Source organism: Tateyamaria omphalii, from assembly GCF_019802125.1.
In the GTDB taxonomy this organism is placed as follows: domain Bacteria; phylum Pseudomonadota; class Alphaproteobacteria; order Rhodobacterales; family Rhodobacteraceae; genus Tateyamaria; species Tateyamaria omphalii_B.
In genome coordinates, this window is the sequence record NZ_JAHVHT010000001.1 from 1,710,119 (window position 1) to 1,730,030 (window position 19,912).

Annotated in this window: 19 protein-coding genes and 1 riboswitch; of the genes, 6 read left to right on the forward strand and 13 right to left on the reverse strand. The window is 62.6% G+C overall.

Translation table 11 applies throughout. The features are described from left to right. Positions 1 to 8: 8 nt before the first annotated feature. Genes gltS through KUV51_RS08560 form a run of 4 tightly spaced genes read right to left on the reverse strand, consistent with a single transcriptional unit; the run spans position 9 to position 3,023 of the window. Complete coding sequence (gene gltS, locus KUV51_RS08545; RefSeq protein ID WP_222521109.1) at positions 9 to 1,211, reverse strand: sodium/glutamate symporter; 1,203 nt, start codon at positions 1,209 to 1,211, stop codon at positions 9 to 11. Continuing rightward, positions 1,208 to 1,729, reverse strand: a complete 522-nt coding sequence (locus KUV51_RS08550) for a DUF6446 family protein (RefSeq protein WP_222521110.1) — start codon at positions 1,727 to 1,729, stop codon at positions 1,208 to 1,210. Before KUV51_RS08550 ends, gltS begins: the two co-directional genes overlap by 4 nt. After that, the gene (locus KUV51_RS08555; RefSeq protein WP_222521111.1) at positions 1,726 to 2,085 is read right to left on the reverse strand and encodes a glyoxalase superfamily protein; all 360 of its coding nucleotides are present in this window, start codon (positions 2,083 to 2,085) and stop codon (positions 1,726 to 1,728) included. Before KUV51_RS08555 ends, KUV51_RS08550 begins: the two co-directional genes overlap by 4 nt. Then, positions 2,082 to 3,023: a glycine--tRNA ligase subunit alpha gene (locus KUV51_RS08560; protein ID WP_222521112.1), complete on the reverse strand. Its 942-nt coding sequence runs from the start codon at positions 3,021 to 3,023 to the stop codon at positions 2,082 to 2,084. The genes KUV51_RS08555 and KUV51_RS08560 overlap by 4 nt, the downstream gene beginning before the upstream one ends. 178 nt (positions 3,024 to 3,201) lie before the next feature. Between KUV51_RS08560 and KUV51_RS08565 the strand changes: the two genes are divergently transcribed. Together KUV51_RS08565 and KUV51_RS08570 are read left to right on the forward strand one after the other, a co-directional pair. Beyond that, on the forward strand, positions 3,202 to 4,938 hold the full coding sequence (locus KUV51_RS08565; RefSeq protein ID WP_222521113.1) for a serine protease: 1,737 nt from the start codon (positions 3,202 to 3,204) through the stop codon (positions 4,936 to 4,938). A gap of 123 nt (positions 4,939 to 5,061) precedes the next feature. Beyond that, positions 5,062 to 5,334, forward strand: coding sequence for a hypothetical protein (locus KUV51_RS08570; RefSeq protein WP_261385688.1), 273 nt, complete (start codon positions 5,062 to 5,064; stop codon positions 5,332 to 5,334). A gap of 91 nt (positions 5,335 to 5,425) precedes the next feature. Here KUV51_RS08570 and KUV51_RS08575 read toward each other — a convergent pair whose 3' ends face one another. The 5 genes from KUV51_RS08575 to metZ form a co-directional block, all read right to left on the reverse strand. Beyond that, positions 5,426 to 7,042 (reverse strand): 5-guanidino-2-oxopentanoate decarboxylase, encoded by a 1,617-nt coding sequence (locus KUV51_RS08575; protein WP_222521114.1) that lies wholly within the window; start codon positions 7,040 to 7,042, stop codon positions 5,426 to 5,428. Further along, positions 7,042 to 8,490 carry a TrkH family potassium uptake protein gene (locus tag KUV51_RS08580; protein ID WP_222521115.1) on the reverse strand — a complete coding sequence of 483 codons (1,449 nt, stop codon included), beginning with the start codon at positions 8,488 to 8,490 and terminating at the stop codon, positions 7,042 to 7,044. The genes KUV51_RS08575 and KUV51_RS08580 overlap by 1 nt, the downstream gene beginning before the upstream one ends. 98 nt (positions 8,491 to 8,588) lie before the next feature. Beyond that, positions 8,589 to 8,816 carry a DUF1127 domain-containing protein gene (locus tag KUV51_RS08585; protein WP_222521116.1) on the reverse strand — a complete coding sequence of 76 codons (228 nt, stop codon included), beginning with the start codon at positions 8,814 to 8,816 and terminating at the stop codon, positions 8,589 to 8,591. 180 nt (positions 8,817 to 8,996) lie between these two features. Beyond that, positions 8,997 to 10,100 (reverse strand): GTP cyclohydrolase FolE2, encoded by a 1,104-nt coding sequence (gene folE2 / locus KUV51_RS08590; protein WP_222521117.1) that lies wholly within the window; start codon positions 10,098 to 10,100, stop codon positions 8,997 to 8,999. Positions 10,101 to 10,252: 152 nt separating this feature from the next. Beyond that, positions 10,253 to 11,440: an O-succinylhomoserine sulfhydrylase gene (gene metZ / locus KUV51_RS08595; protein ID WP_222521118.1), complete on the reverse strand. Its 1,188-nt coding sequence runs from the start codon at positions 11,438 to 11,440 to the stop codon at positions 10,253 to 10,255. 72 nt (positions 11,441 to 11,512) lie between these two features. Beyond that, positions 11,513 to 11,590: riboswitch (SAM riboswitch) on the reverse strand. 115 nt (positions 11,591 to 11,705) lie between these two features. Here metZ and KUV51_RS08600 point away from each other — a divergent pair. The 3 genes from KUV51_RS08600 to KUV51_RS08610 all read left to right on the forward strand — a co-directional run bounded on the left by KUV51_RS08600 (position 11,706) and on the right by KUV51_RS08610 (position 14,153). Beyond that, positions 11,706 to 12,641, forward strand: coding sequence for an alpha/beta hydrolase (locus KUV51_RS08600; RefSeq protein WP_222521119.1), 936 nt, complete (start codon positions 11,706 to 11,708; stop codon positions 12,639 to 12,641). A 24-nt stretch (positions 12,642 to 12,665) separates the two neighbouring features. Further along, the gene (locus KUV51_RS08605; RefSeq protein ID WP_222521296.1) at positions 12,666 to 13,352 is read left to right on the forward strand and encodes a glutathione S-transferase N-terminal domain-containing protein; all 687 of its coding nucleotides are present in this window, start codon (positions 12,666 to 12,668) and stop codon (positions 13,350 to 13,352) included. A 90-nt stretch (positions 13,353 to 13,442) separates the two neighbouring features. After that, entirely contained in the window at positions 13,443 to 14,153 is a 711-nt protein-coding gene (locus tag KUV51_RS08610; RefSeq protein WP_222521120.1) for a Crp/Fnr family transcriptional regulator, read from the forward strand. Here KUV51_RS08610 and KUV51_RS08615 read toward each other — a convergent pair. From KUV51_RS08615 to ftsY, 3 genes are read right to left on the reverse strand one after another with little or no spacing between them, the layout of a single operon-like run. Further along, positions 14,150 to 14,770 carry an inner membrane-spanning protein YciB gene (locus tag KUV51_RS08615; protein ID WP_222521121.1) on the reverse strand — a complete coding sequence of 207 codons (621 nt, stop codon included), beginning with the start codon at positions 14,768 to 14,770 and terminating at the stop codon, positions 14,150 to 14,152. The two genes, KUV51_RS08610 and KUV51_RS08615, sit on opposite strands and share 4 nt — an antisense overlap. 13 nt (positions 14,771 to 14,783) lie before the next feature. Continuing rightward, positions 14,784 to 15,686: an EamA family transporter gene (locus KUV51_RS08620; RefSeq protein WP_222521122.1), complete on the reverse strand. Its 903-nt coding sequence runs from the start codon at positions 15,684 to 15,686 to the stop codon at positions 14,784 to 14,786. A 51-nt stretch (positions 15,687 to 15,737) separates the two neighbouring features. Next, a complete protein-coding gene (gene ftsY, locus KUV51_RS08625) occupies positions 15,738 to 17,207 on the reverse strand; it encodes a signal recognition particle-docking protein FtsY (protein ID WP_222521123.1) in 1,470 nt (489 codons plus the stop codon). A 48-nt stretch (positions 17,208 to 17,255) separates the two neighbouring features. On the opposite strand from ftsY, the gene KUV51_RS08630 reads away from it, so the two are divergent. Beyond that, a complete protein-coding gene (locus KUV51_RS08630) occupies positions 17,256 to 18,164 on the forward strand; it encodes a lytic transglycosylase domain-containing protein (protein WP_261385689.1) in 909 nt (302 codons plus the stop codon). Between the two features lie 3 nt (positions 18,165 to 18,167). Here the strand turns inward: KUV51_RS08630 and KUV51_RS08635 are convergent, their stop codons facing one another. After that, positions 18,168 to 19,862 carry an NAD(P)H-dependent oxidoreductase subunit E gene (locus KUV51_RS08635; protein ID WP_222521124.1) on the reverse strand — a complete coding sequence of 565 codons (1,695 nt, stop codon included), beginning with the start codon at positions 19,860 to 19,862 and terminating at the stop codon, positions 18,168 to 18,170. Positions 19,863 to 19,912: the final 50 nt, after the last annotated feature.

Sequence of the window (19,912 nt, forward strand, 5' to 3'; positions counted from 1 at the left end):
GGAAAGCTCTAGAGATTGACGAAGAATTGGATGGCGATGGCGTTCGCAATATCGACAAAGAACGCCGAGACCAAGGGTAGGATGACAAATGCCATGGGCGACGGGCCGTAGCGCTTGGTCACGGCCGTCATATTGGCGATGGCCGTGGGCGTCGCGCCCAGGGCAAAGCCGCCGAACCCCGCCCCCAGCACGGCAGCGCGATAGCCACCGCCCATGAGGGGGAACAGGACGAGGATCACGAAAGCCAAGGTGGCCAGTGTCTGGACCGCAAGGATCAAGCCGATGGCTGCGCCAAGCTCGACCAGGGTCCAGAGTTGCAAAGACATGAGCGACATCGCCAGGAACGCCCCCAGCGCGATTTCGGAGATGAGAGCCAGCGCCGGGGTCCGGGACACCGGCTCCGCCTTGGGAAACAGTCCCTCGCGCAGGTTTGCGATCACGATCGCCATGATCAGGCAGGGCACGAAAAGCGGCAGCTTTATCCCCGCCTCGATCAACGCGAGGTGGGCCGTATAACCGCCGATGATGGCGAGGTTCAGATACAGGAGCACGCGCGAGACGCTGATGGGATCGATCGGTGTCGTCGGACCATTGTCTGCGGGCAAACCGACTGTGAGCCCCTCGTCCGGGCGGTCCGGGGTAAGTGCCTTGCCTTCAACAAGATGGCGCGCAATGGGACCGCCAATGAGCGCTGCCAGCACAAGGCCAAGTGTGGCCACCGCAATCCCGAGCTCAGGTGCGTTTGCCAGGCCACTGGCTTCGGCCACTTCGGGCGACCAGGCAATGGCCGTACCGTGCCCCCCGATCAACGCAGCAGAGCCGAACAGCACGCCCGTCGCCGCCGGATAGCCCAGAAGCAAAGCGCCCGCTGTCCCGATCCCATTCTGTAAAAGGATCATCACCAGCGTTAGAACCAGCAGAATGGCAAGCGGTTTGCCACCGGCCAGCAGGTCTTCGAACCGGGCGTTCAAGCCGATCCCGGCGAAGAACAGGACAAGAAAGAAGTCTCGGACCTCCATTTCGAATGCGAACTCGACGCCGGTAAGAAGGTATAGAAACAAGCCGACGACGGCGGCAATCAGTCCGCCCGACACGGGTTCGGGAATATTGAACTGGCGCAGCACCGCAAACTTCCTGTTCAGCATGGTACCGAACAGGAAAACCGCCAGCCCCAAAGTGGCGGTGATGAAAGCGGGAACGACAAGCGTCATTGCGTGATCAGGTCGCGATCCGGGCATTCCTCGCCCACGATTGTGCCGTCATAGGCTTTTTCGCCGCAATCATTCAGCTCGTGCCAGATATAGCCGCGCCCGTCCTCGGTGATGGCGACGATACGGTCGACGCCGAATTCGATGTTCTTTTCGCCGAGAAACGGCAGGGCCGTGCCTGCGTCAAGCTCGGCTGCGATGCCGGCAGCGTCGAAGCAGTCGAACCAGCCGGGCGCGTTGCGCGGAGTGGCGTCGTCGAGACCCACATAGGTTTCCGTCAGGAGGGCCAGCGACATGTCGGTGGTAAAGCAGGCCCGGTAGCGGATGGGCGAGCTTTCGGCGTCGATGGCCTGGAAATTGTCGAAGGGGATGGGTTCGGGTGCGTCCGTGACGACCGAGACAAGCTGGACGTCGGCCAACTCAACCTCGTCATAGAAGCCGTAGACTTGCAGGTAGTAGAGGGCGGCGCCCGCGATGATCGAACTCAGCACAATGACAATCCCGATGATCTTTCCGTTCACGCTGCGTCCTCGCCCAGACAGATGACGTTGCCGTCGGGGTCGGTCACCTGCACCTCCCGCATCCCGTATTCGGTGACGGTTGGGCCAGAGACGGCAGTTCCCGTCGCAGCAATATGCGCGAGTTGGGCGTCGAGGTCCTGTGGGTAAAGATAGACACGCCAGCCATCATACGCGGCATCCGGCCCGTCCCATGCCATCAGAAAGATCTGCGCGGACCCGGCCCGGAAGATGCCGAAGCCCGTGACGGGATCGCCTGCTTCCTGCGTCACCTCGAAACCGAGGACGTCCATGTAGAACGCCTTGGCCCGCGCGTAGTCGGAGACGCGCAGGACTGGGGTGGCGTTGGTGTAGGTCACGCCGCATCCTCCGGCTGCCAGCCCCCTGCCCGCGTCTGGACGAAGGCATCGGCGCATTGCTTGGCCAGCGCGCGGACGCGGCCGATATAGGCTTGGCGTTCGGTGACCGAGATCACGCCGCGCGCGTCGAGCAGGTTGAAGATGTGGGACGCCTTTATGCACTGGTCATAGGCCGGGTGCGCCATGATGATCCGCTTGCCGGTTTTCGGATCGTCGTGTTCGGCGGCGAGGATCGCCTTGCACTCGTTCTCCGCCTCGACAAAGTGGTCGAGCAACACCTCGGTATTCGCGGTGTCGAAGTTCCAGCGGGCGTATTCCTCTTCCGTCTGCTTGAAGATGTCGCCGTAGGTGAGTGCGATGGGCGTTTGCGGGTCGTTGAAAGGCATGTCCATGACGTGATCAACACCGAGGATATACATCGCCAGCCGTTCGAGGCCATAGGTCAGCTCACCCGAGACGGGGTGGCAGTCATGACCGCCAACCTGTTGAAAATAGGTGAATTGCGACACTTCCATGCCGTCGCACCAGACCTCCCACCCGAGACCCCAGGCGCCGAGTGTCGGGCTTTCCCAATCGTCCTCGACAAAGCGGATGTCGTGCAGATCCATGTCGATGCCGATGGCGCGCAGAGAGCCGAGGTAGAGGTCCTGCAGGTCCGGTGGGCTGGGTTTGATCAGCACCTGGTACTGGTAGTAGTGCTGCAGCCGGTTGGGGTTTTCACCGTAGCGCCCGTCGGTCGGACGGCGCGAGGGCTGGACATAGGCCGCGGCCCAGGGTTGCGTGCCGAGGCTGCGCAGCGTCGTGGCCGGGTGAAATGTCCCTGCACCCACTTCCATGTCATAGGGTTGCAGTACGGCGCAGCCCTTCTCGGCCCAATAGTTCTGCAGGCGCAGGATGATTTCCTGAAAGGATTTGGGCGTGGTTACGGTGTCGGACATGGAAGGCTGCCATCGGTTGGTTCTGCGTGACTTACCTACGGCTCACCCCCGGAATGGTCAATTGCGCGTGGGGTGGCTTTTTTGCGGGTATTCCACCATTTCCATTGCGGCGGAATCCTGCTTAATCTGCGCCGCAGTACAAGTATGGCACCAAGACCAACCAAGGGGATATGGGCGGATGTTGAAGCGTATGATGCTGGCGTGGGTGATGGTGCTTGCGTCCGCTGTCGGGACCTTTGCGCAGGAGGATCCGGTCTGGATCCAGATCGAGGCCCAGCCGAACCTGAATGCTGCAACGGATCGTGCCCGTATCTATGCTGCCGAATTGCCTGACGTGAACGGCTTCTCCCTGGGTGGCGGATGGTATGGCATCGCCCTTGGACCCTATGCGCGTTCGGACGCGGAACAGGTGTTGCGCGTCTACCGATCCGAAGGCGTTATCCCCCGTGACAGCTATATCGCGCTGAGTTCCGCCTTTCGGCAGCAGTTCTGGCCGGTGGGCGCCAACGTGCTGAACCGCGGCGTGGTTGACGCGCCCCTGCCCGCAACACCTGCTGCACCTGAACCCACGGTCGAGGCCCCGGCCCCTGAGCCAGCAGACGAAACGCCAGCGCAGGCGCAGCGCAGTGAACGCCAACTGACCCGGGCCCAGCGCGAGGACCTGCAGGTGGCTCTGCAATGGGCAGGCACCTATCGCGGTGGCATCGACGGTGCCTTTGGTCGCGGAACGCGCAACGCGATGGCCGCATGGCAAGAACGCAAAGGCTTTGACGTGACCGGTATCCTGACCACGCAGCAGCGCGCCGTGCTGTTGCAGGACTATAACTCCGTGCTGGATGGTCTGGGCCTTGAGGTCGTCCGCGACGACACCGCAGGCATCGAGATGCTGATGCCCACAGAGGTCGTTGCCTTTGACAAATACGAGTATCCCTTCGCGCATTACAGTGCTTCGGGTGACATTGAGGCGACAGTGCTTCTGATCAGCCAACAGGGCGATCAAACAACGCTGTTTGGTCTGTATGACATCATGCAGACGCTCGACATCGTCCCCCTCGACGGGCCGCGCGAGCGAAAGGACCGGTCGTTTACACTGGTGGGCCAGGATGCAACGCGCGTGTCGGAGACCCGCGTCGCGCTCGAAGATGGGCAGATCAAGGGCTTTACCGTTGTCTGGCCCGCCGGTGACGAAGAACGCCGCACGCGCCTGATGGACGAGATGGAAAAGAGCTTTAGCCGGACCGAAGGCACCATTCCGGCCAGCGCCAGCACCTCTGAGCAGGCCATTGACCTGGTGTCGGGTCTGGAAATCCGCAAACCGCGCCTGTCGCGTTCGGGCTTTTTCGTGGACCGCCGTGGCACGGTTCTGACCACGGCGGAGGCGGTCAACAGCTGTACGCGCGTGACCATCGATTCCGATGTCGAAGCCGAGGTGTCGGTGCTGGATGATGCGCGCGGCGTTGCCGTGCTGAAACCCGAAACAACCCTCGCGCCCCGCGCCGTGGCACGCTTTGCCGAAGTGCAGCCACGTCTGCAATCGGAGGTCGCCGCAGCCGGTTTCAGCTTTGAAGGGGTGTTGGGGGCACCGTCTATGACCTTTGGCACGCTCAGCGATGTGCGCGGATTGAATGGCGAGCCGGACCTGGCGCGCCTGGCCGTGAACACCCTGCCCGGTGATGCGGGTGGCCCCGTGCTGGATGCAGGTGGCGGTGTGCTGGGGATGCTTTTGCCTGACGCGCAAACGGGCCGCGCCCTGCCTGACGGCGTGCGTTTTGCGCTGGACCGGGAAGCGTTGCAGGATGTTCTGGCGCAGGCTGGCATGGCTGCGGCCGGAACCAACAGTGCGGCACCAATTGATCCGGTTGATCTGTCCGAAGCGGCCACCGGCATGACCGTCCTTGTGAGCTGCTGGGACTGACGGCAATTCGTTAAAATCACGCACATTCCGAGGTGCCCCGTTAGCAGCCTGTTAACGGGAGCAGGGTCACTGTGACGCCAAGGCGTGGGGGCGCCGAACCGTGTTCAGTGATCGGAGTGTGTCATGTTCAAATCTCTTGTGAAAACCGTGGCTGCGGCCGCATTCGTCATCGTGCCAGCGGCTGAGGCCGTCGCGGCCACCGCCGTCGTCAAGCCGCCTGCGTCGCATCAGGGACAGTGGTGGACGCATCCTCTGGGCTGTGAATACAGCCGCGCCGGGCGCCCGGGTGAGACCATGTGGTTCCTGATCGTCAACACCCGCAAGAAAGGCTGCCCGAGTTATATTTCAGGCAAGACCTGGGGCGGTATCTACCGTGCCGAAGGGTCGAAGATGTGATCCAAAGGCCGCGTGCCGCGACGCGATGCTTTAGGGGGCTCTGCCCCCGCCCGTGCCGGGCTCCCCCGTCGTATTTTTAGTCAGAAGAAGACTATTTTGCGTTTGATATGTCCGGCGTGAGATAAATCAGCGTCGGGCCGTTGGCGTCGAATGCGGCGCGAACGACTTCTTGCATTTCTGACAACGTCTTGGGCGCGGTGGCGTATGCCCCAAATGCTTCTGCCAGTTTGCAGAAGTCGGGGTTGCGGGCGACGACGGCATTGGGCGCGATCTGGGCGCGGACCATGCTTTCCTCGATCTCTTTCAGCTTGCCGTTGTCCCAGAGGATGATCGGAAGAGGCAGGCCGAGTTCGACGGCGACACCCAGTTCCTGCATCGTGTAGTGGAAACCGTAGTCGCCGATGATGGCCATGGTGGGCTTGCCCTTGCGCGCGACCGCGCCGCCGATGGCTGCCGGGGTCGCGTAGCCGAGAGTGCCGAAACCCGTCGGGTGGTGCCAGTGGCCGGGGCGGTCCATGTCCCAGACTTCTTTCGCCGTGTAGGCGAACTGGGTCATGTCGGAGTAGATCATCGTGCCGTCGGGCAGGCAGTCGCGCAGGGCATCGCAGACAGGGACAATGCCGGGGCGTTCGGCGTCGACCTCGGCGCGCCAGCGGTCACGGGTTTTTGCAATATCATGCGGATCCCATCCTATGGCGGGCGTATGCCCTGCCACTTCGTCCAGAACTGCCTCCATGATCTCGTAGGCTTCGCCAAGCACCACCCGGTCCTGCGAGCGCTGATGCGTGGCAAGGACCGCCGGATCGATGTCCAGCCGGATCACCGGCGCATCACTGCCAAGATCTGCGCGCCACAAGTCAACCTCTGCCAACTCACAGCCGACGACGATGATGAGATCTGCGCTATTCAGCACGCGGGCTGACTCGGGCCGGGCCAGCGATGCACCAAATGACAAGGGATGTTCGGGCGGCATGATCCCGCGGCCTGCATAGCTGGTGAATACGGCAGCGCCGACCGCTTCGGCCAGTTTGGGATAGAGTGACGCGCCAATTGTCGCGCCACCGCCAAGGACCATGACAGGTTTCCGGGCGGCCTTGAGTGCATCTGCAACCCGACGGACAGCGAGTTCATCGCGCCTGATGTCGCCCGCGAGTTCCTGGTTGGCCGCGGGGGGCGGTGCTGCGGCCTCTGCCTCCAGCAAGTGGATTGGCACCTGAAGGTGCTTGGGGCGTGCGCGACGGGTGTCGAACTCCATCAAGGCCCGATCAATCAAGGCATAGGCTGCCCCCGCTGCCCGCGCTTCCTCCGACCAGTCGCATACGGTTTCAGCTGCCGCGCGCTGGTCCTTCATCTGGTGCAGCTGCCCTTTAGTCGCCGCCGTTTCATCCAGACAGCTTGAGATCACCAGCATCGGCACGCTGTCGCTGTAGGCCTGGCCCATCGGCGTCATGATGTTGGTCAGTCCCGGCCCTGTGATCACGTAAGCCACACCCGGCTTGCCGGTGGCCCGCGCATACCCATCCGCCATGAACCCCGCGCCCTGTTCGTGCCGGGCCAGCACATGGGTGATCCCCGCCTCTTCGATCCCTCGGTACATTTCCTGATTGTGCACGCCGGGAATGCCAAAGATCACATCGACCCCACGGTCCTTGAGCATGTGGGAAATCTGTGCACCGAGAGGGCGGGCCAAAGCCGGGTCATGCGTCATCACGCTCTCCAGAATTGAATGGTAAAGATCACGTAGACGGCCATCAGCTCCAGCCGCCCGATCAGCATGGCAGCGGCCAGCAGCCATTTGGCGGTGTCGTTGAGGCCCGCGAAATTGCCCGACGGGCCGATCTGCTCTCCGAAGCCGGGGCCGATGTTGGCGAGTGCTGTGGCCGCGCCCGAAAGGGCGGTCACGAAATCGAGGCCCGTCATGGCGAGCGCGACGGACAGAACCCCGAGTGTCACGACGAAGAACATGAAGAACGACATGACCGAGTTCAGGACGTCTTCGCCCACCGGGCGGCCCGCATAGCGTGGGGTGAAGATGCCATGGGGGCTGCGGGTTTTCTGGAGTTGCGCCTTGATCGAGGCGAAGAGCAGTTGGTAGCGAAACACCTTGATCGAACAAGCGGTTGAGCCTGCGCAACCGCCGATGAGGCCGGTGAAAAACAGGACCGCCACGGCAAAGCTGCCCCACTGGCCGTAATCGGCGTTGGCGTAGCCGGTGCCTGTCATCAGGGACACGGTGTTAAACAGGGCCGCGCGCACGGCCCCTTCGTTCACCGCGTTTTGCTGCCAGAGGTTCCAGGCGGCGATGACGGCGACGATGGTGAAGGCCGTGACAAGGAACACATGGATCTGCCGGTCCTGCAACAGCGGTTGTGCCGTTCCTGCGCTCAGTTGGACGAAGCGCACGAAAGGCAGCGCTGCGAGGATCATGAATACGGTCGCAACATATGACACGGCGGGCCCGAACGCGCCAAAGGACGCATCGTAATTCGCAAACCCCCCCGTCGCGATCGTTGTCATTGCGTGTACGGTCGCGTCGAAGGCGTCCATGCCAGCGGCAATATAGCAGAGGGCGCAGATCAGCGTGAGCGCCACATAGATGACCGAGATACGGCTTGCGATCTCAGTGGCGCGGGGCAGGATTTTGCCAAAGGTGTCAAAGGCTTCGGTGCGAAAGATCTGCATACCACCCACCCGCAGCTCGGGCAGGAACACCATGGCAACAACGATGATGCCGATGCCACCCAGCCATTGCAGGATACCGCGCCACAGCAAGAGGCCCTTGGGCAGAGTGTCTAGCCCGGACAGCACCGTGGAGCCCGTGGTTGTCAGGCCCGACATCGCCTCGAAAAATGCGTCGACAAAGCGCGCGTCGGTCTCGCCAAAAAAGAACGGCAGCGCACCAAAGATGGGCAGTGCCAGCCAGACACCGGTCGTCAGAAGGAAGGTCTGCTGGATTGTCAGCCCTTCACGTACGCCGTTCTGGCAGCTGAGGGCAATCATGCCTCCGGTCAGCACGGTGATCAGGGCACATTCAAGGAAAACCGGCCAATGTCCCCGCCCCTCCGCCACGTCGACGAGCATCGGCAGGATCATGGCCAGTCCAAGCACGGCCACAAGCAGGCCGATCACATATCCAACAGGGCGCAGGTCGATCATTGCGCTCAGCGTTGGCGGGGTGCGCGGGCGGTGTCAAGCGGGTGCCACCGCTCCGTCAGGTCAACCATCATGCGACGCTGTCGGGCGCCGCAAACGGGTCACAGGTGCATCATGTCCCGGAACACATAGGCCGCGATGTCTTCGCGGCGCAGGTTCATTGCAGCCAGTTCTTCGTCCGACTTGGCGCGCAGTGCCTCGATCCGGCGGAACCGGCTTTCTGCAGCGGCCGACATGGCAGCTGAATGACCCAAGGCAGCAAAGAACGCGGTCACGCGGTCCAGCAGGTTGCTTAGGATGGAAGAGTTTGAGTGGGAGACGTAAGCCATTGGAGTACCTCGCAAATCATGCGTAAATCAGTGTCCTCCCGTTGATGCGAATATAGGGTTTGGCGCCCGGACTTACCAATGCCGATACTGCATGGCCGGGTTGCATCTGCGCACGAAAAAGGCGCGCCCGGTCGGGCGCGCCTTTCAAATCGTAAGGCGGAGGTGTCCTCCGCCCAGCCCTTAACCTGTGTGGAACAGGGTCTGGAACATACGCGGGTCGATGCTGTCCGCTTCGAAGGTCTCACCTTCAGTCAGGACCGACACGGCGTCATGGCTGTGCAGGCTTTCCTGGTGGCTTGCGACGACCCGAAAATCCCCGATGCGCACATCTGCCAAAAGCTGTTCGCTGAAGAGCCGCGCGGCATCTTCGACAAAGATCGGGTTGGCGGCGTTCAACTCGGCAAAGGCCTGTTCATCTTCGCGCTTCACCATCACCTGCGTTTCGGTCGGCACAGCGCGGCGGCAGGCGTCGATCAGGTCTTCGAACCACAGGGTATCCGCATCGTCTTCGAGCGCCACGGAAATCCGCGCGACCGAGCGCTGCGAATGCGGTGTCGCCAGCTGGCCGCGAACAGCACGCGCGTGCTCGCTCAGTTCCAGCGAGCAGGGGCAGGTCGATGAATACACGTAGTCGAGATGCACGATGCGCTTGCGCACACCCGCCTGCTCTACCAGCTCCAGCGCGATGTCGTAGTACTGGTAGCCCGACAGGCCCGAGCGCAGGCTGTCCACCTGCACCGGCATGGAAAACCGCATCTGGATGCGTGCGTCAAAGCTGTCGAGATCCGCCTTGTAGTCGTCAAGCGCCGCCTCAATCACCCCGAAAGAGAATGTCTCCTCCGCGTGTTTGTAGAAGGACCGCATGATGCGGGACATGTTGATGCCCTTCTTGTCAGCCTCGAGGCTCACAGTGCCGGTCACGGATGTTTCCAGCGTCAGGGGCGCGCCATCGCGGCTTTCGACCCGCAGCGGCAGGCGGAAGTTCGAGATGCCGACATGTTGGATGCGCGTCTTGGCGCCACGGATCAGGCTCGACGGCCCGTTTTGCAGGTCGGGCAGCGTGTCCTTGTATTTCGCATCGACATGGAACCCTTCCGGGTAGTCGCGCGCAAAGGATGGGTAATCGACGCCATCACCGCCGGGCACAAGCCGTGCGACCGACGGGTCGAGTTCGATAATGTCTGTTGTCGTTGCGTTTTTGGCCCAGCGGCGCAGGACGTCCAGTGCTGCTTCGGCCTCGTCGCGCTCGGGTATTGCGGTGATGTCGGGCGTATGAATGTTCATAAAGTAGCCCCCCTTTCTGTCTGCGTGCCGCTTAGAGGTAAGCCCCGCGCAGCACTTTTCCAATATTGCTAACAGTTACGTGTGACGCTGCAACATGGATGACATTTAGATGGGGCTCCTGCCGCTTTTTCGCGGCAGGGTGACAATGTGCATTATTGTGCCTTTTCCAAGGCTTGCAGGATGTCGGCCACCAGATCGTCGCCATGCTCGATCCCCACGGACATGCGCACGAGGCCGGGGGTGATGCCCAGAATGTCCTTCTGATCCTGCGGCAAACGCTGGTGCGTCGTGGTGGCGGGATGGGTCAGGATGGACTTGGCGTCGCCCAGGTTGTTCGAGATCACCGGGATCGTCAGGGCATTCAGAAACCTGAACGCAGCCTCCTGCCCCCCGGCGAGGTCCAGCGACAGAACCGTGCCGCCGGGCCCACCCATCTGACGCGCCACAAGATCGTGCTGAGCGTGGCTGGCATGGCCGGGATAGATCACCCGTGCAAGCGCCGGATGCCCCTGAAGCGCATCGGCCAATTGCAAGGCCGAGGCCGCCTGCGCCCGGACCCGCAGCTCCATGGTCTCCAGGCCCTTGAGCATAACCCAGGCGGTGAATGGCGACATCGCAGCGCCCGTGTGCTTCATGTAAGGCTCAACCGTTTTGCGGATGAACTCTTGTGTGCCAAGGATCACACCGCCTAATGCGCGCCCCTGCCCGTCCACGTGTTTGGTGGTCGAGTAAATGACCACGTCCGCGCCCTGCGCGATGGCATCCGAGAACACGGGCGTGGCGAAGACGTTGTCCACAAGGACCGTCGCGCCGACCGCATGGGCCAAGTCAGACACCGCCTTGATGTCCACGACTTCCAGTGTCGGGTTCGAGATGCTTTCGAAAAACACAGCCGTGGTGCCGGGCGTGATCGCAGCGCGCCATGCCTCGATGTCGGTGCCGTCCACGAACTCAACCTCGACCCCGTAGCGGGTCAGCACCTCTTCCAGCACGTAAAGACAGGACCCGAACAGCGCGCGCGCCGACACGACCCGGTCCCCGGCCTTGAGCATTGAGGTCAGTGCCCCCGACACCGCAGCCATGCCCGAAGCGGTCGCAAAGCCGTCCTCGGCCCCTTCCAGCATCGCGATACGCTCTTCGAACATGCGCACGGTCGGGTTGCCGTACCGGGCATAGATGAACTCGTCTTCACCAAGCGTTTCAAACCGCTGCGCCGCCGCTTCGGCTGTGGGATAGACAAACCCCTGCGTCAGAAAAATCGACTCACTCACCTCGCCATACTGGCTGCGGCGGGTGCCGCCGTGGACAGCACGGGTGCGCGCATTCCATGTGTCGGACATGTTCAGTCTCCATCGTGGGCCTGGAATGGGGTCAGGCCACAAAAAACCCCCAGACGCGGGTCAAGCGAAAGGGGGGCTTTCATCCTGACCTTTTAGCGGAAATGTTTAACGTGGCCCGCAATCCGGTAACAAATCGCCACGGCGCATGGATTACGCCCGCCGCAGCGCAGCGTCAACACCGTCACGGTGCTGTAACCTAAAATTCATCGCCGCGTCATATGCCTGCGCCATAGGAGCCCCACAACATGTGGTAGGAGGTGCAGACATGCCCATCCTGAGACTGAATGCCGGTCCCGACGGATTGGTGCTGCACGGCTCCCCTGCGCCTGCTCTGCCTGCCCTGCGCCACGCGGCGCGCGGCAAGGGTCCGATCATCATCCTGATCCACGGCTTCAAATACGACCCGAGTGATGCGCGGTTCTGCCCACACGTCCGCATCTTTGGCCGCACCCGGCACCTCGACAACACGCATCGCCAGTGGCTGCGGCCCTTGGGTTTCGCTTGTGGCCACACGAATGAGGGGCTGGCGATTGCCTTTGGCTGGCGCGCACGCGGCAATCTGTGGCGCGCGCAGCGATCCGCCCGGATGGCGGGCGTGGCGTTGGCCCAGACCATCCGCACCCTCCGCGCCACGGCACCAGATCGGCCCATCCACGCCATCACCCATTCCATGGGCTCCGAAGTCATCTTCGAGGCGCTGCACCACCTGCCGCCCCACGCGCTCCAGCGGATCATCGCGATCACCGGGGCCAGCTATGCCAGTGTAGCGGAAACCGCTCTCGAGACTGTCGCGGGTCGCACGGTCGAGATGCTCAACATCACCAGCCGCGAAAACGACCTGTTCGACCTGATGTTCGAACGCCTGATCGCACCGGATGTCGCTCAGGACCGCGCCATGGGCAGTGGCCTGTCCGTGCCCAATAGCGTCAACATTCAACTCGACTGCACGCGCACCCTTGCCGCGCTCAACCGGTTCGGCGGCCATATCGACCCGCCACAACGGCGGATCTGCCACTGGTCCGGCTACACCCGTGGCGGCGCGCTCCGGTTCTACGCCCGCGCCCTGCGCCAAGCCGATGCTGTACCGCTCGATGCCCTGCAGGACGCCCTGCCCGACCATACTGCTCCACGCTGGTCACGCATCTTTGCAGTGCCGCACCTCCCCTCTTACTTGCCCGCCGGTCAGAAAACCGCAACATGATGTCCGGATTGCCCGGAGGACATGATGATCGACCTGTACTATTGGCCCACGCCCAACGGCTGGAAGGTCTCAATCGCGCTTGAGGAGTTCGATCTGACCTACAGGGTCAACCTGATCGACATCCGCGCCGGAGATCAGTTCAAGCCGGACTTCCTGAAAATCGCGCCCAACAACCGGATGCCCGCGATCACCGACCCCGATGGACCGGACGGCTCCCCGATCTCGATCTTTGAAAGCGGTGCCATCCTGCAATACCTCGCCCGCAAGACGGGCCGTTTCGGGGGCAAGAGTGAACGGGAGCGTGTTGCAGTCGATCAATGGCTGATGTGGCAGATGGGCGGCGTCGGTCCGATGGCCGGTCAGACGCATCATTTCCTGAAATACGCCCCGCAAATGGGGCATGACATCCCCTACGCCAAGGACCGCTACCGCAATGAAACAGCGCGGCTCTACGGCGTGCTGGACCGGCAACTGGCCGAGAATGAGTACGTCGCCGGTGACTATTCCATCGCTGACATGGCGATCTGGCCATGGGCGTCGCTGTGGGAGGGGCAGGAGCAGACCCTCGACGACAAGCCCAACCTCGCCCGCTGGCTTGATTTGGTGGGCAGCCGCCCGGCGGTGCAACGGGGCCACGCCCTGCACCTTGATCTGCGGACCACCAAGCAGGACAAGACATCGCAGGAAAACCTGTTCGGTCGCAAAGGCTGACGCCGCTTTTGACGCCTGACGTCTCAAAAAGTGCTTTGAGAATTAAGCCTTCCGGTCCACCCTGCGCGGCGGGGAAACGGGAAGACGAAAATGCTGAACGATGTGGTGCCGCCAGAGTGGATCGTGCTGGCCGCAGGTGTTGTGTTCACGCTGGGTTATCTGATCATCAACCAGGTGATCCTGCGGCTGATGATCCTGACCGGCACGTTGCTGTATATCTGGTACTACGCGGTGGCCGCCGATGTGCCCCTGTGGGAGGCGATCTATACCTCCATCGTGATGGGCGTGGCCAATGTGATCGGACTGTGCAGCCTGTTCTGGCGGAACTCTCCGCTGGCCGTCCCGCTGGCGCACCGCGATATTTACCCTCAGTTCGAAGGTCTGCCGCCCGGTGACTTCCGGGAACTGGTTGTGCGGGCCCGCCGCTACACCTTGGACGCTGACACCGACATCTCGACCGAAGGCGCGGCAATGCCGTCGCTGTTCTACGTCATCTCCGGTGCGATCCAGATCGAGAAACGGGGTGAGCGATTTGTCATGCCGCCCCGCCTGTTCGTGGGTGAGGTCGCGTATCTGTCGCAACAGCCCAGTGCCGCGACAACACGTTTGCAAGCCGGAGCAGAGGTGCTCGAATGGGACGTGACGGCCTTGCGTGCGCGTGCCGCGCGCAAGTCGCGGTTCAAGCTGGCGTTGGAGGCGATGATCTCGCGTGATCTGGCGCTCAAGGTCGCCTTCGCCGTGGCCCCGCGCGAAAGCAACTGGCAGCATGATGCGGAAAAGATCCGCAGCGCACGCGCCTAGGCCTGCGGACTTTCGTCTTCGTCTTCTGAAATCATGTGCTCTTGCAGCGCCGCGAATTGCAGGAAGATGAAAGCGATCATGGCGATGGGAAAGCCAAAGGTCTCGATTTTCACCCATGTGTCAGTGGACATGGTGCGCCATATGATCTCGTTGGCCACCGCCAGCGTGGCGAACATCGCGCAGAGCCGGCGGGTAAGGATCATCCACCCCTCGTGCCGCATCGGTACGGCATCGGCCAGTACGTAAGCCAACCAGCTTTGGCCGCGCAGAAGGCCGATCCCGAGCAGCAGGGCAAAGACGCCATAGACGATGCTGGTTTTCATCTTGAAGAACCGCTCGTCATTAAACCACGCCGTCAGCGCGCCGAAGAAGATGACCATGAAGGCGGTGAAGATCTGCATCCGGCTCAGCTGCCGTGTGAGCGCCCAGAGGACGCCCATGGCGATCAGCATGATGGGCACAAAGATCAGCGTGGCGACGATGAAGCCGGAGTATTCGGTGCCCGCAAATTCGTAGGTCTCGTCGCGGATGCGGAGGTAGATCAGGAAAAAGACCAAGGGCGGGCCCAGTTCCAGCACCTGTTTCAACAATGGATTGATCTCGCGCGCCTCAGCCATGTTCTGCCTCTTGTTACCCGCCCATCTCGACGATCACGGCCCCGGCGGCAATCAGAGCCATCAGGGCAATTCTGCGCGGTCCTACCGTTTCTTTCAGCACCAGCCAACCGATGATTGCGGCAAATACGGTCGATGTTTCCCGCAGCACCGCCGCCTCGCCCACCTTGTCCAGCCGGGTCGCCATCATGATGGAGCCGAAGGAGAGGAAGGCAACGATGCCGCCGATCACGCCTTTGAGCATGAGGGGCGGCAGTGCCGGTGGGTTTTCCATCCGCTTCCAGCGCATGTAGGCGACGGGCGGCATGAAGATGCCATCGATCATGAAAAACCACGCGAGGAAGGTGAAGGGGTTCTCGGTCGCCCGGATGCCGTAGGCGTCGTAGGTGGTGTAGAGGGCGACGAAAAGGCCGGTGACCACGGCGAGGCCCAGGGCCATGGGGAGCGTGTCGCGGTTGGTTTCGAGGTGGCGCAGGTTGTAGAGGGCGAGGCCGTAGATTCCGGCGAGGAGGACTCCCACGCCGAGCCATTGGATGAGCGTGAAGGTTTCGGAGAAAAGGAGGTAGGCACCGATGACCGTGAAAAGCGGGCCGGTGCCGCGGACCACGGGGTAGACCACCGTGAAATCGCCCTTGGTGTAGGCCCAGGCTTGCAGGACTTTGTAGGCGACGTGGATCAGGAAAACGACGCCGAAAATGGGCCACATGTGGGGTTCGGGCCAAGGGACCACGAAGAGGGCGAAGGGGGCGGCCATGAGGCCGTAGGAGGCGTCGATGGCGCCGCGGGTCAGCCAGGGGTCGTGGCGGCCCTTTTGGAGGGCGCCGAAAACGGCGTGGAGAAAGGCCGCAGAAATGGCCAGGTAGAGGGCCACCGTATGGCCCGTTTCGGTGCCTTCGATGCTGGCGAGCCAGTCGGTCATGTCTGGGGTGTCCCAGCGTGGGACATTTTGCAAGTCATTGAAATTGCTGGATCAAGAACCTTCCAAATTCGTTAACGCCGCCGCGAACTCTTCGGGATCGAAGGGCGAGAGGTCGTCGATTTGCTCGCCCACGCCGATGGCGTGGATGGGCAGGCCGAACTTGTCGGCGAGGGCCACGAGCACGCCGCCTTTGGCCGTGCCGTCGAGCTTGGTCATGACGAGGCCCGACACGTCCGAGACCTCCTGAAACACCTTGACCTGCGCCAGTGCGTTCTGGCCGGTCGTTGCGTCCAGCACCAAGAGCGTGTTGTGCGGAGCGCTTTCGTCTTTCTTGCGGATGACGCGGACGATCTTGGCGAGCTCTTCCATCAGGTCGCCACGGTTTTGCAGACGGCCCGCAGTGTCGATCATCAGAAGGTCGGCGCCATCGGCCTGCGCCTTGGTCATGGCGTCGAAGGCGAGGCTGGCGGGGTCGGTGCCTTCGGGTGCGGTCAGCACGGGCACCCCTGCCCGTTCGCCCCAGACCTGCAATTGTTCGACCGCCGCCGCACGGAACGTGTCGCCTGCGGCGATCACGACGGATTTGCCTGCGGCGCGGAACTGGCTGGCGAGTTTGCCGATGGTGGTGGTCTTGCCCGAGCCGTTGACACCCACGACCAGCACCACCTGCGGCTTTTGCGGATAGAGTGGCAGAGGTTTCGCCACGGGGTCCATGATCCGGGCGATTTCCTGCGCCATCAACTCCTTGATTTCCTGCACCGACAGCTTCTTGCCCATGCGCCCCTCGGCCATGTTGGCAGTGACACGGAGGGCGGTGTCGACGCCCATGTCGGCGGCGATGAGCAACTCCTCCAGCTGTTCCAGCATGTCGTCGTCCAGTTCACGACGCATGACGGGGGCCGCGTCACGGCGGCCCAGCAGGCGACCAAGAAGGCCCCGCTTGGGTTGGTCGGGTGCGGGTGCTGTTTCGACCAGTGCGGAGGGATTGACGACAGCGGCCATAGGGGCCGGTTCCGGGTCCACGGCCTGCGGCAGGTCCTCGACCGCTGCGGCGGGCGTTTCCATGGCAAGATCGGTTGGGCGCGGGGTGGGTTCCGGCTCAGGCTCAGGCACATTGATCGGCTCTGGCTCTGGCTCTGGCTCTGGCTCTGGCTCTGGCTCTGGCTCTGGCTCTGGCTCTGGCTCTGGCTCTGGCTCTGGCTCTGGCTCTGGCTCTGGCTCTGGCTCTGGAACGATGACCGGTTCGGGATCGGGCACAACAGGTGTTTCCACCGGTTCGGACATCGGCTCCGGATCGGAAATCTGTGGCATCTCCGCTGGCGCGGATGCGGGCACGGGGTCCGCGAGCGGGGGCATTTCTGTGGGCGTCGGCGCTGGCGTCGGGTCGGGTGTCGGAATGATCTCGGGATCGGGGGCTGCGGCCTCTTCCACGCCGCCATCTTCGACGATCGCCTCCAGCCCCTCGTCAATCTTGGACGAGGATTTGAACAACCGGTCCTTGAGTTTCTTGAAAAATGCCATGATGCCCCGATACTTGACCTGACCCTCACCTAATACGAGCGCGCTGGCATGAAAAGGTATGAGTTCTGGGCGGTTTTGTTGCTGGCCCTCGCGATGGCGCTGCCAATGCCGATGCCGGTGGCGGCGCGGTCACCGGGTACGTTGTGTTCGGACGGATCGCTGGGACCTGTGGCCTGTATCCGGCCTGAACATGCGGCGTTTGATATCTGCCAGCATATCGAGGATGCGAGCCGCAGGCATCTGCTGGATGCTGGGTTTTTTGCGCGGCTGTTATGGCAGGAGAGCCGGTTTGATGCCAATGCGCTGAGCCCTGCGGGGGCGCAGGGGATTGCGCAGTTCATGCCGGGGACGGCAAAACTGCGCGGGTTTTCAGACAGTTACAACCCGGCAGAGGCAATGGAGCGGTCGGCGCAGTATCTGGCCGAGTTGCAGCGTCGCTATGGCAATGCCGGGTTGGCGGCGGTGGCGTATAACGGTGGTGAGCGCCGGGCTGACGGGTTCATGGAAGGCGGCGGGCTGGCGCGAGAGACCATCAACTATGTCCAGATCATCACCGGCCTGACGGCGGAGGATTGGCGGGATGCGCCGCCCAAGGCCCATGATTTTGCGCTGGAGACGGACAAGCCGTTCATGCCTGCGTGCCTTGCCATAGCGCGCAGTCGGAAGGTGAGCAAGATCAAGGGGATACCGGGCAAACCGACCCTTCCGAAATGGGGCGCGCAGATCGGGTTTGGTGCGACCAAGGCAGCGGCGGAGCGCAAGGCGAAGGCGGTGGCGCAGTCCTGTCGTGCCCTTGGCGATGCGAAGGTGGACATCGTGTTTGTGAAGAACCGGGTGCAGGGGCGGCCCGGCTATCACATGGCGCGTGTGTCGGGGAATGACCGTGGTGCCGTGTCGAAGATTTGTCAGGATGTGCGGGCGCAGGGGTGTCCCTGCGCCGTTTACAAGAATTGGTAGGTCTTAGATTTCGTCTGCGAAGTGCTGGATCGTCAGTTTGATCGGGTTGGGGGCTGCTTGGCCGAGGCCGCAGATCGAGGCGTCGGTCATGGCGGTGCAAAGCTCGCCCAGCAGGTCCTGATCCCATGTGTCCGCCTGCATCAGCTTGACCGCCTTTTCGCAGCCTACGCGGCACGGGGTGCATTGGCCGCAGCTTTCATCCTCAAAGAATTTCAGCATGTTGAGGGCGGCGTCGCGGGCGCGGTCTTGGTCCGAGAGGACAACGACTGCTGCCGAGCCGATGAAGGTGCCGTGCGGTTGCAGCGTGTCGAAGTCGAGGGGGATGTCGTTCATGGAGGCGGGCAGCAGGCCCGAGGATGGGCCGCCAGGTTGGTAGGCTTTGAAGCTGTGGCCGTCGGCCATGCCGCCTGCGGCCTCGATGATGTCGGTGATCGTGGAGCCTGCGGGCAGCAGGTAGACGCCCGGAGTGGCGACACGGCCCGAGACGGAGTAGCTGCGCAGGCCGGTGCGTCCGTTCTTTTCGGTGCTGTTCAGAACCTCCGGCCCTTCGCGGCAGATGCGGGCGATCCAGTGGAGCGTTTCGACGTTGTGGACCAGTGTGGGGCGGTCGAAGATGCCGACTTGCGCCACGTATGGGGGGCGGTGGCGTGGGAGGCCGCGTTTGCCTTCGATGCTTTCGATCATGGCAGATTCTTCGCCGCAGATGTATGCGCCTGCGCCACGGCGGAGGTCGATATAGCCTTTGGGTGCGAGCCCGGCCTCTTCGATCCTTTGGATCTCATCGGCGAGGATTTTGAGCACGGCCGGATATTCGTCGCGCATGTAGATGAAGCAGGTGTCGGCCTCGACCGCCCATGCGGCGATGAGCATCCCTTCGAGGAAGAGGTGCGGTGTGCGTTCGAGGTAGTAGCGGTCTTTGAACGTGCCGGGCTCGCCCTCGTCCCCGTTGACGGCGAGGTAGCGGGGGCCTGCGTTGGCACGGACAAAGCCCCATTTGGTGCCGGAGGGGAAGCCTGCGCCGCCCAGGCCACGGAGGCCGCTTTCCTTGATTTTGGCCTGCACGTCTTCCCAGTTGCCGTTGGCACGGAGCTTGAGAAGTGCGTCGTAACCGCCTGTTTCGCGGTATTTTTCGAGCGTTTCGTATGTAGGGATGTGGGGGTGCGTGTCGTCTGCGGTGATGGCGGCTTGGACCTTTTCGACCGTGGCGTGGTCGATGTGGTTGTGGCCAAGCTCGAGCGTGGGGGCCGTGTCGCAGCGGCCCATGCAGGGGGCGCGGAGGACGCGGACTTCGCTCGCGTCGAGGCCGTCTTCGAGGGCGGCTTTGAGTTGTTGGGCACCCGCCAGTTCGCAGCTGAGCGAGTCGCAGACGCGGATGGTGAGCGCGGGGGGTGGGGTTTCGCCTTCTTTCACCACGTCGAAATGGGCGTAGAAGGTGGCGACCTCGTAGACCTCGGCCATCGACAGACGCATTTCTTCGGCGAGCGCGCGCAGGTGGGCGGCGGAGAGGTGGCCGTAGGTGTCCTGGATGAGATGCAGGAATTCGATCAGCAGGTCGCGGCGGCGGGGTTGGTCGCCGAGCAGTGCGCGGACCTCGTCCCAAGGCCCGTCTTCGAGCGCGCGGCCCTTGGGGCGGACACGGCCCTTGCCCTTGCCGGATTTCCAGACGCCTTTGCCCTTGGTCGATTGGTCCAGTGCCATTGCACACTCCTGCCCTGCGTGTTGAAGCATAGATACCAAGCGGTGCGCAC

Bases quoted from the DNA above. Each gene is read 5' to 3' on its own strand.
- gltS (WP_222521109.1), bottom strand. From the start codon at position 1,211: ATGACGCTTGTCGTTCCCGCTTTCATCACCGCCACTTTGGGGCTGGCG.
- KUV51_RS08560 (WP_222521112.1), bottom strand. From the start codon at position 3,023: ATGTCCGACACCGTAACCACGCCCAAATCCTTTCAGGAAATCATCCTG.
- KUV51_RS08565 (WP_222521113.1), top strand. From the start codon at position 3,202: ATGTTGAAGCGTATGATGCTGGCGTGGGTGATGGTGCTTGCGTCCGCT.
- KUV51_RS08570 (WP_261385688.1), top strand. From the start codon at position 5,062: ATGTTCAAATCTCTTGTGAAAACCGTGGCTGCGGCCGCATTCGTCATC.
- KUV51_RS08575 (WP_222521114.1), bottom strand. From the start codon at position 7,042: ATGACGCATGACCCGGCTTTGGCCCGCCCTCTCGGTGCACAGATTTCC.
- KUV51_RS08580 (WP_222521115.1), bottom strand. From the start codon at position 8,490: ATGATCGACCTGCGCCCTGTTGGATATGTGATCGGCCTGCTTGTGGCC.
- KUV51_RS08585 (WP_222521116.1), bottom strand. From the start codon at position 8,816: ATGGCTTACGTCTCCCACTCAAACTCTTCCATCCTAAGCAACCTGCTG.
- folE2 (WP_222521117.1), bottom strand. From the start codon at position 10,100: ATGAACATTCATACGCCCGACATCACCGCAATACCCGAGCGCGACGAG.
- metZ (WP_222521118.1), bottom strand. From the start codon at position 11,440: ATGTCCGACACATGGAATGCGCGCACCCGTGCTGTCCACGGCGGCACC.
- KUV51_RS08600 (WP_222521119.1), top strand. From the start codon at position 11,706: ATGCCCATCCTGAGACTGAATGCCGGTCCCGACGGATTGGTGCTGCAC.
- KUV51_RS08605 (WP_222521296.1), top strand. From the start codon at position 12,666: ATGATCGACCTGTACTATTGGCCCACGCCCAACGGCTGGAAGGTCTCA.
- KUV51_RS08610 (WP_222521120.1), top strand. From the start codon at position 13,443: ATGCTGAACGATGTGGTGCCGCCAGAGTGGATCGTGCTGGCCGCAGGT.
- KUV51_RS08615 (WP_222521121.1), bottom strand. From the start codon at position 14,770: ATGGCTGAGGCGCGCGAGATCAATCCATTGTTGAAACAGGTGCTGGAA.
- KUV51_RS08620 (WP_222521122.1), bottom strand. From the start codon at position 15,686: ATGACCGACTGGCTCGCCAGCATCGAAGGCACCGAAACGGGCCATACG.
- ftsY (WP_222521123.1), bottom strand. From the start codon at position 17,207: ATGGCATTTTTCAAGAAACTCAAGGACCGGTTGTTCAAATCCTCGTCC.
- KUV51_RS08630 (WP_261385689.1), top strand. From the start codon at position 17,256: ATGAAAAGGTATGAGTTCTGGGCGGTTTTGTTGCTGGCCCTCGCGATG.
- KUV51_RS08635 (WP_222521124.1), bottom strand. From the start codon at position 19,862: ATGGCACTGGACCAATCGACCAAGGGCAAAGGCGTCTGGAAATCCGGC.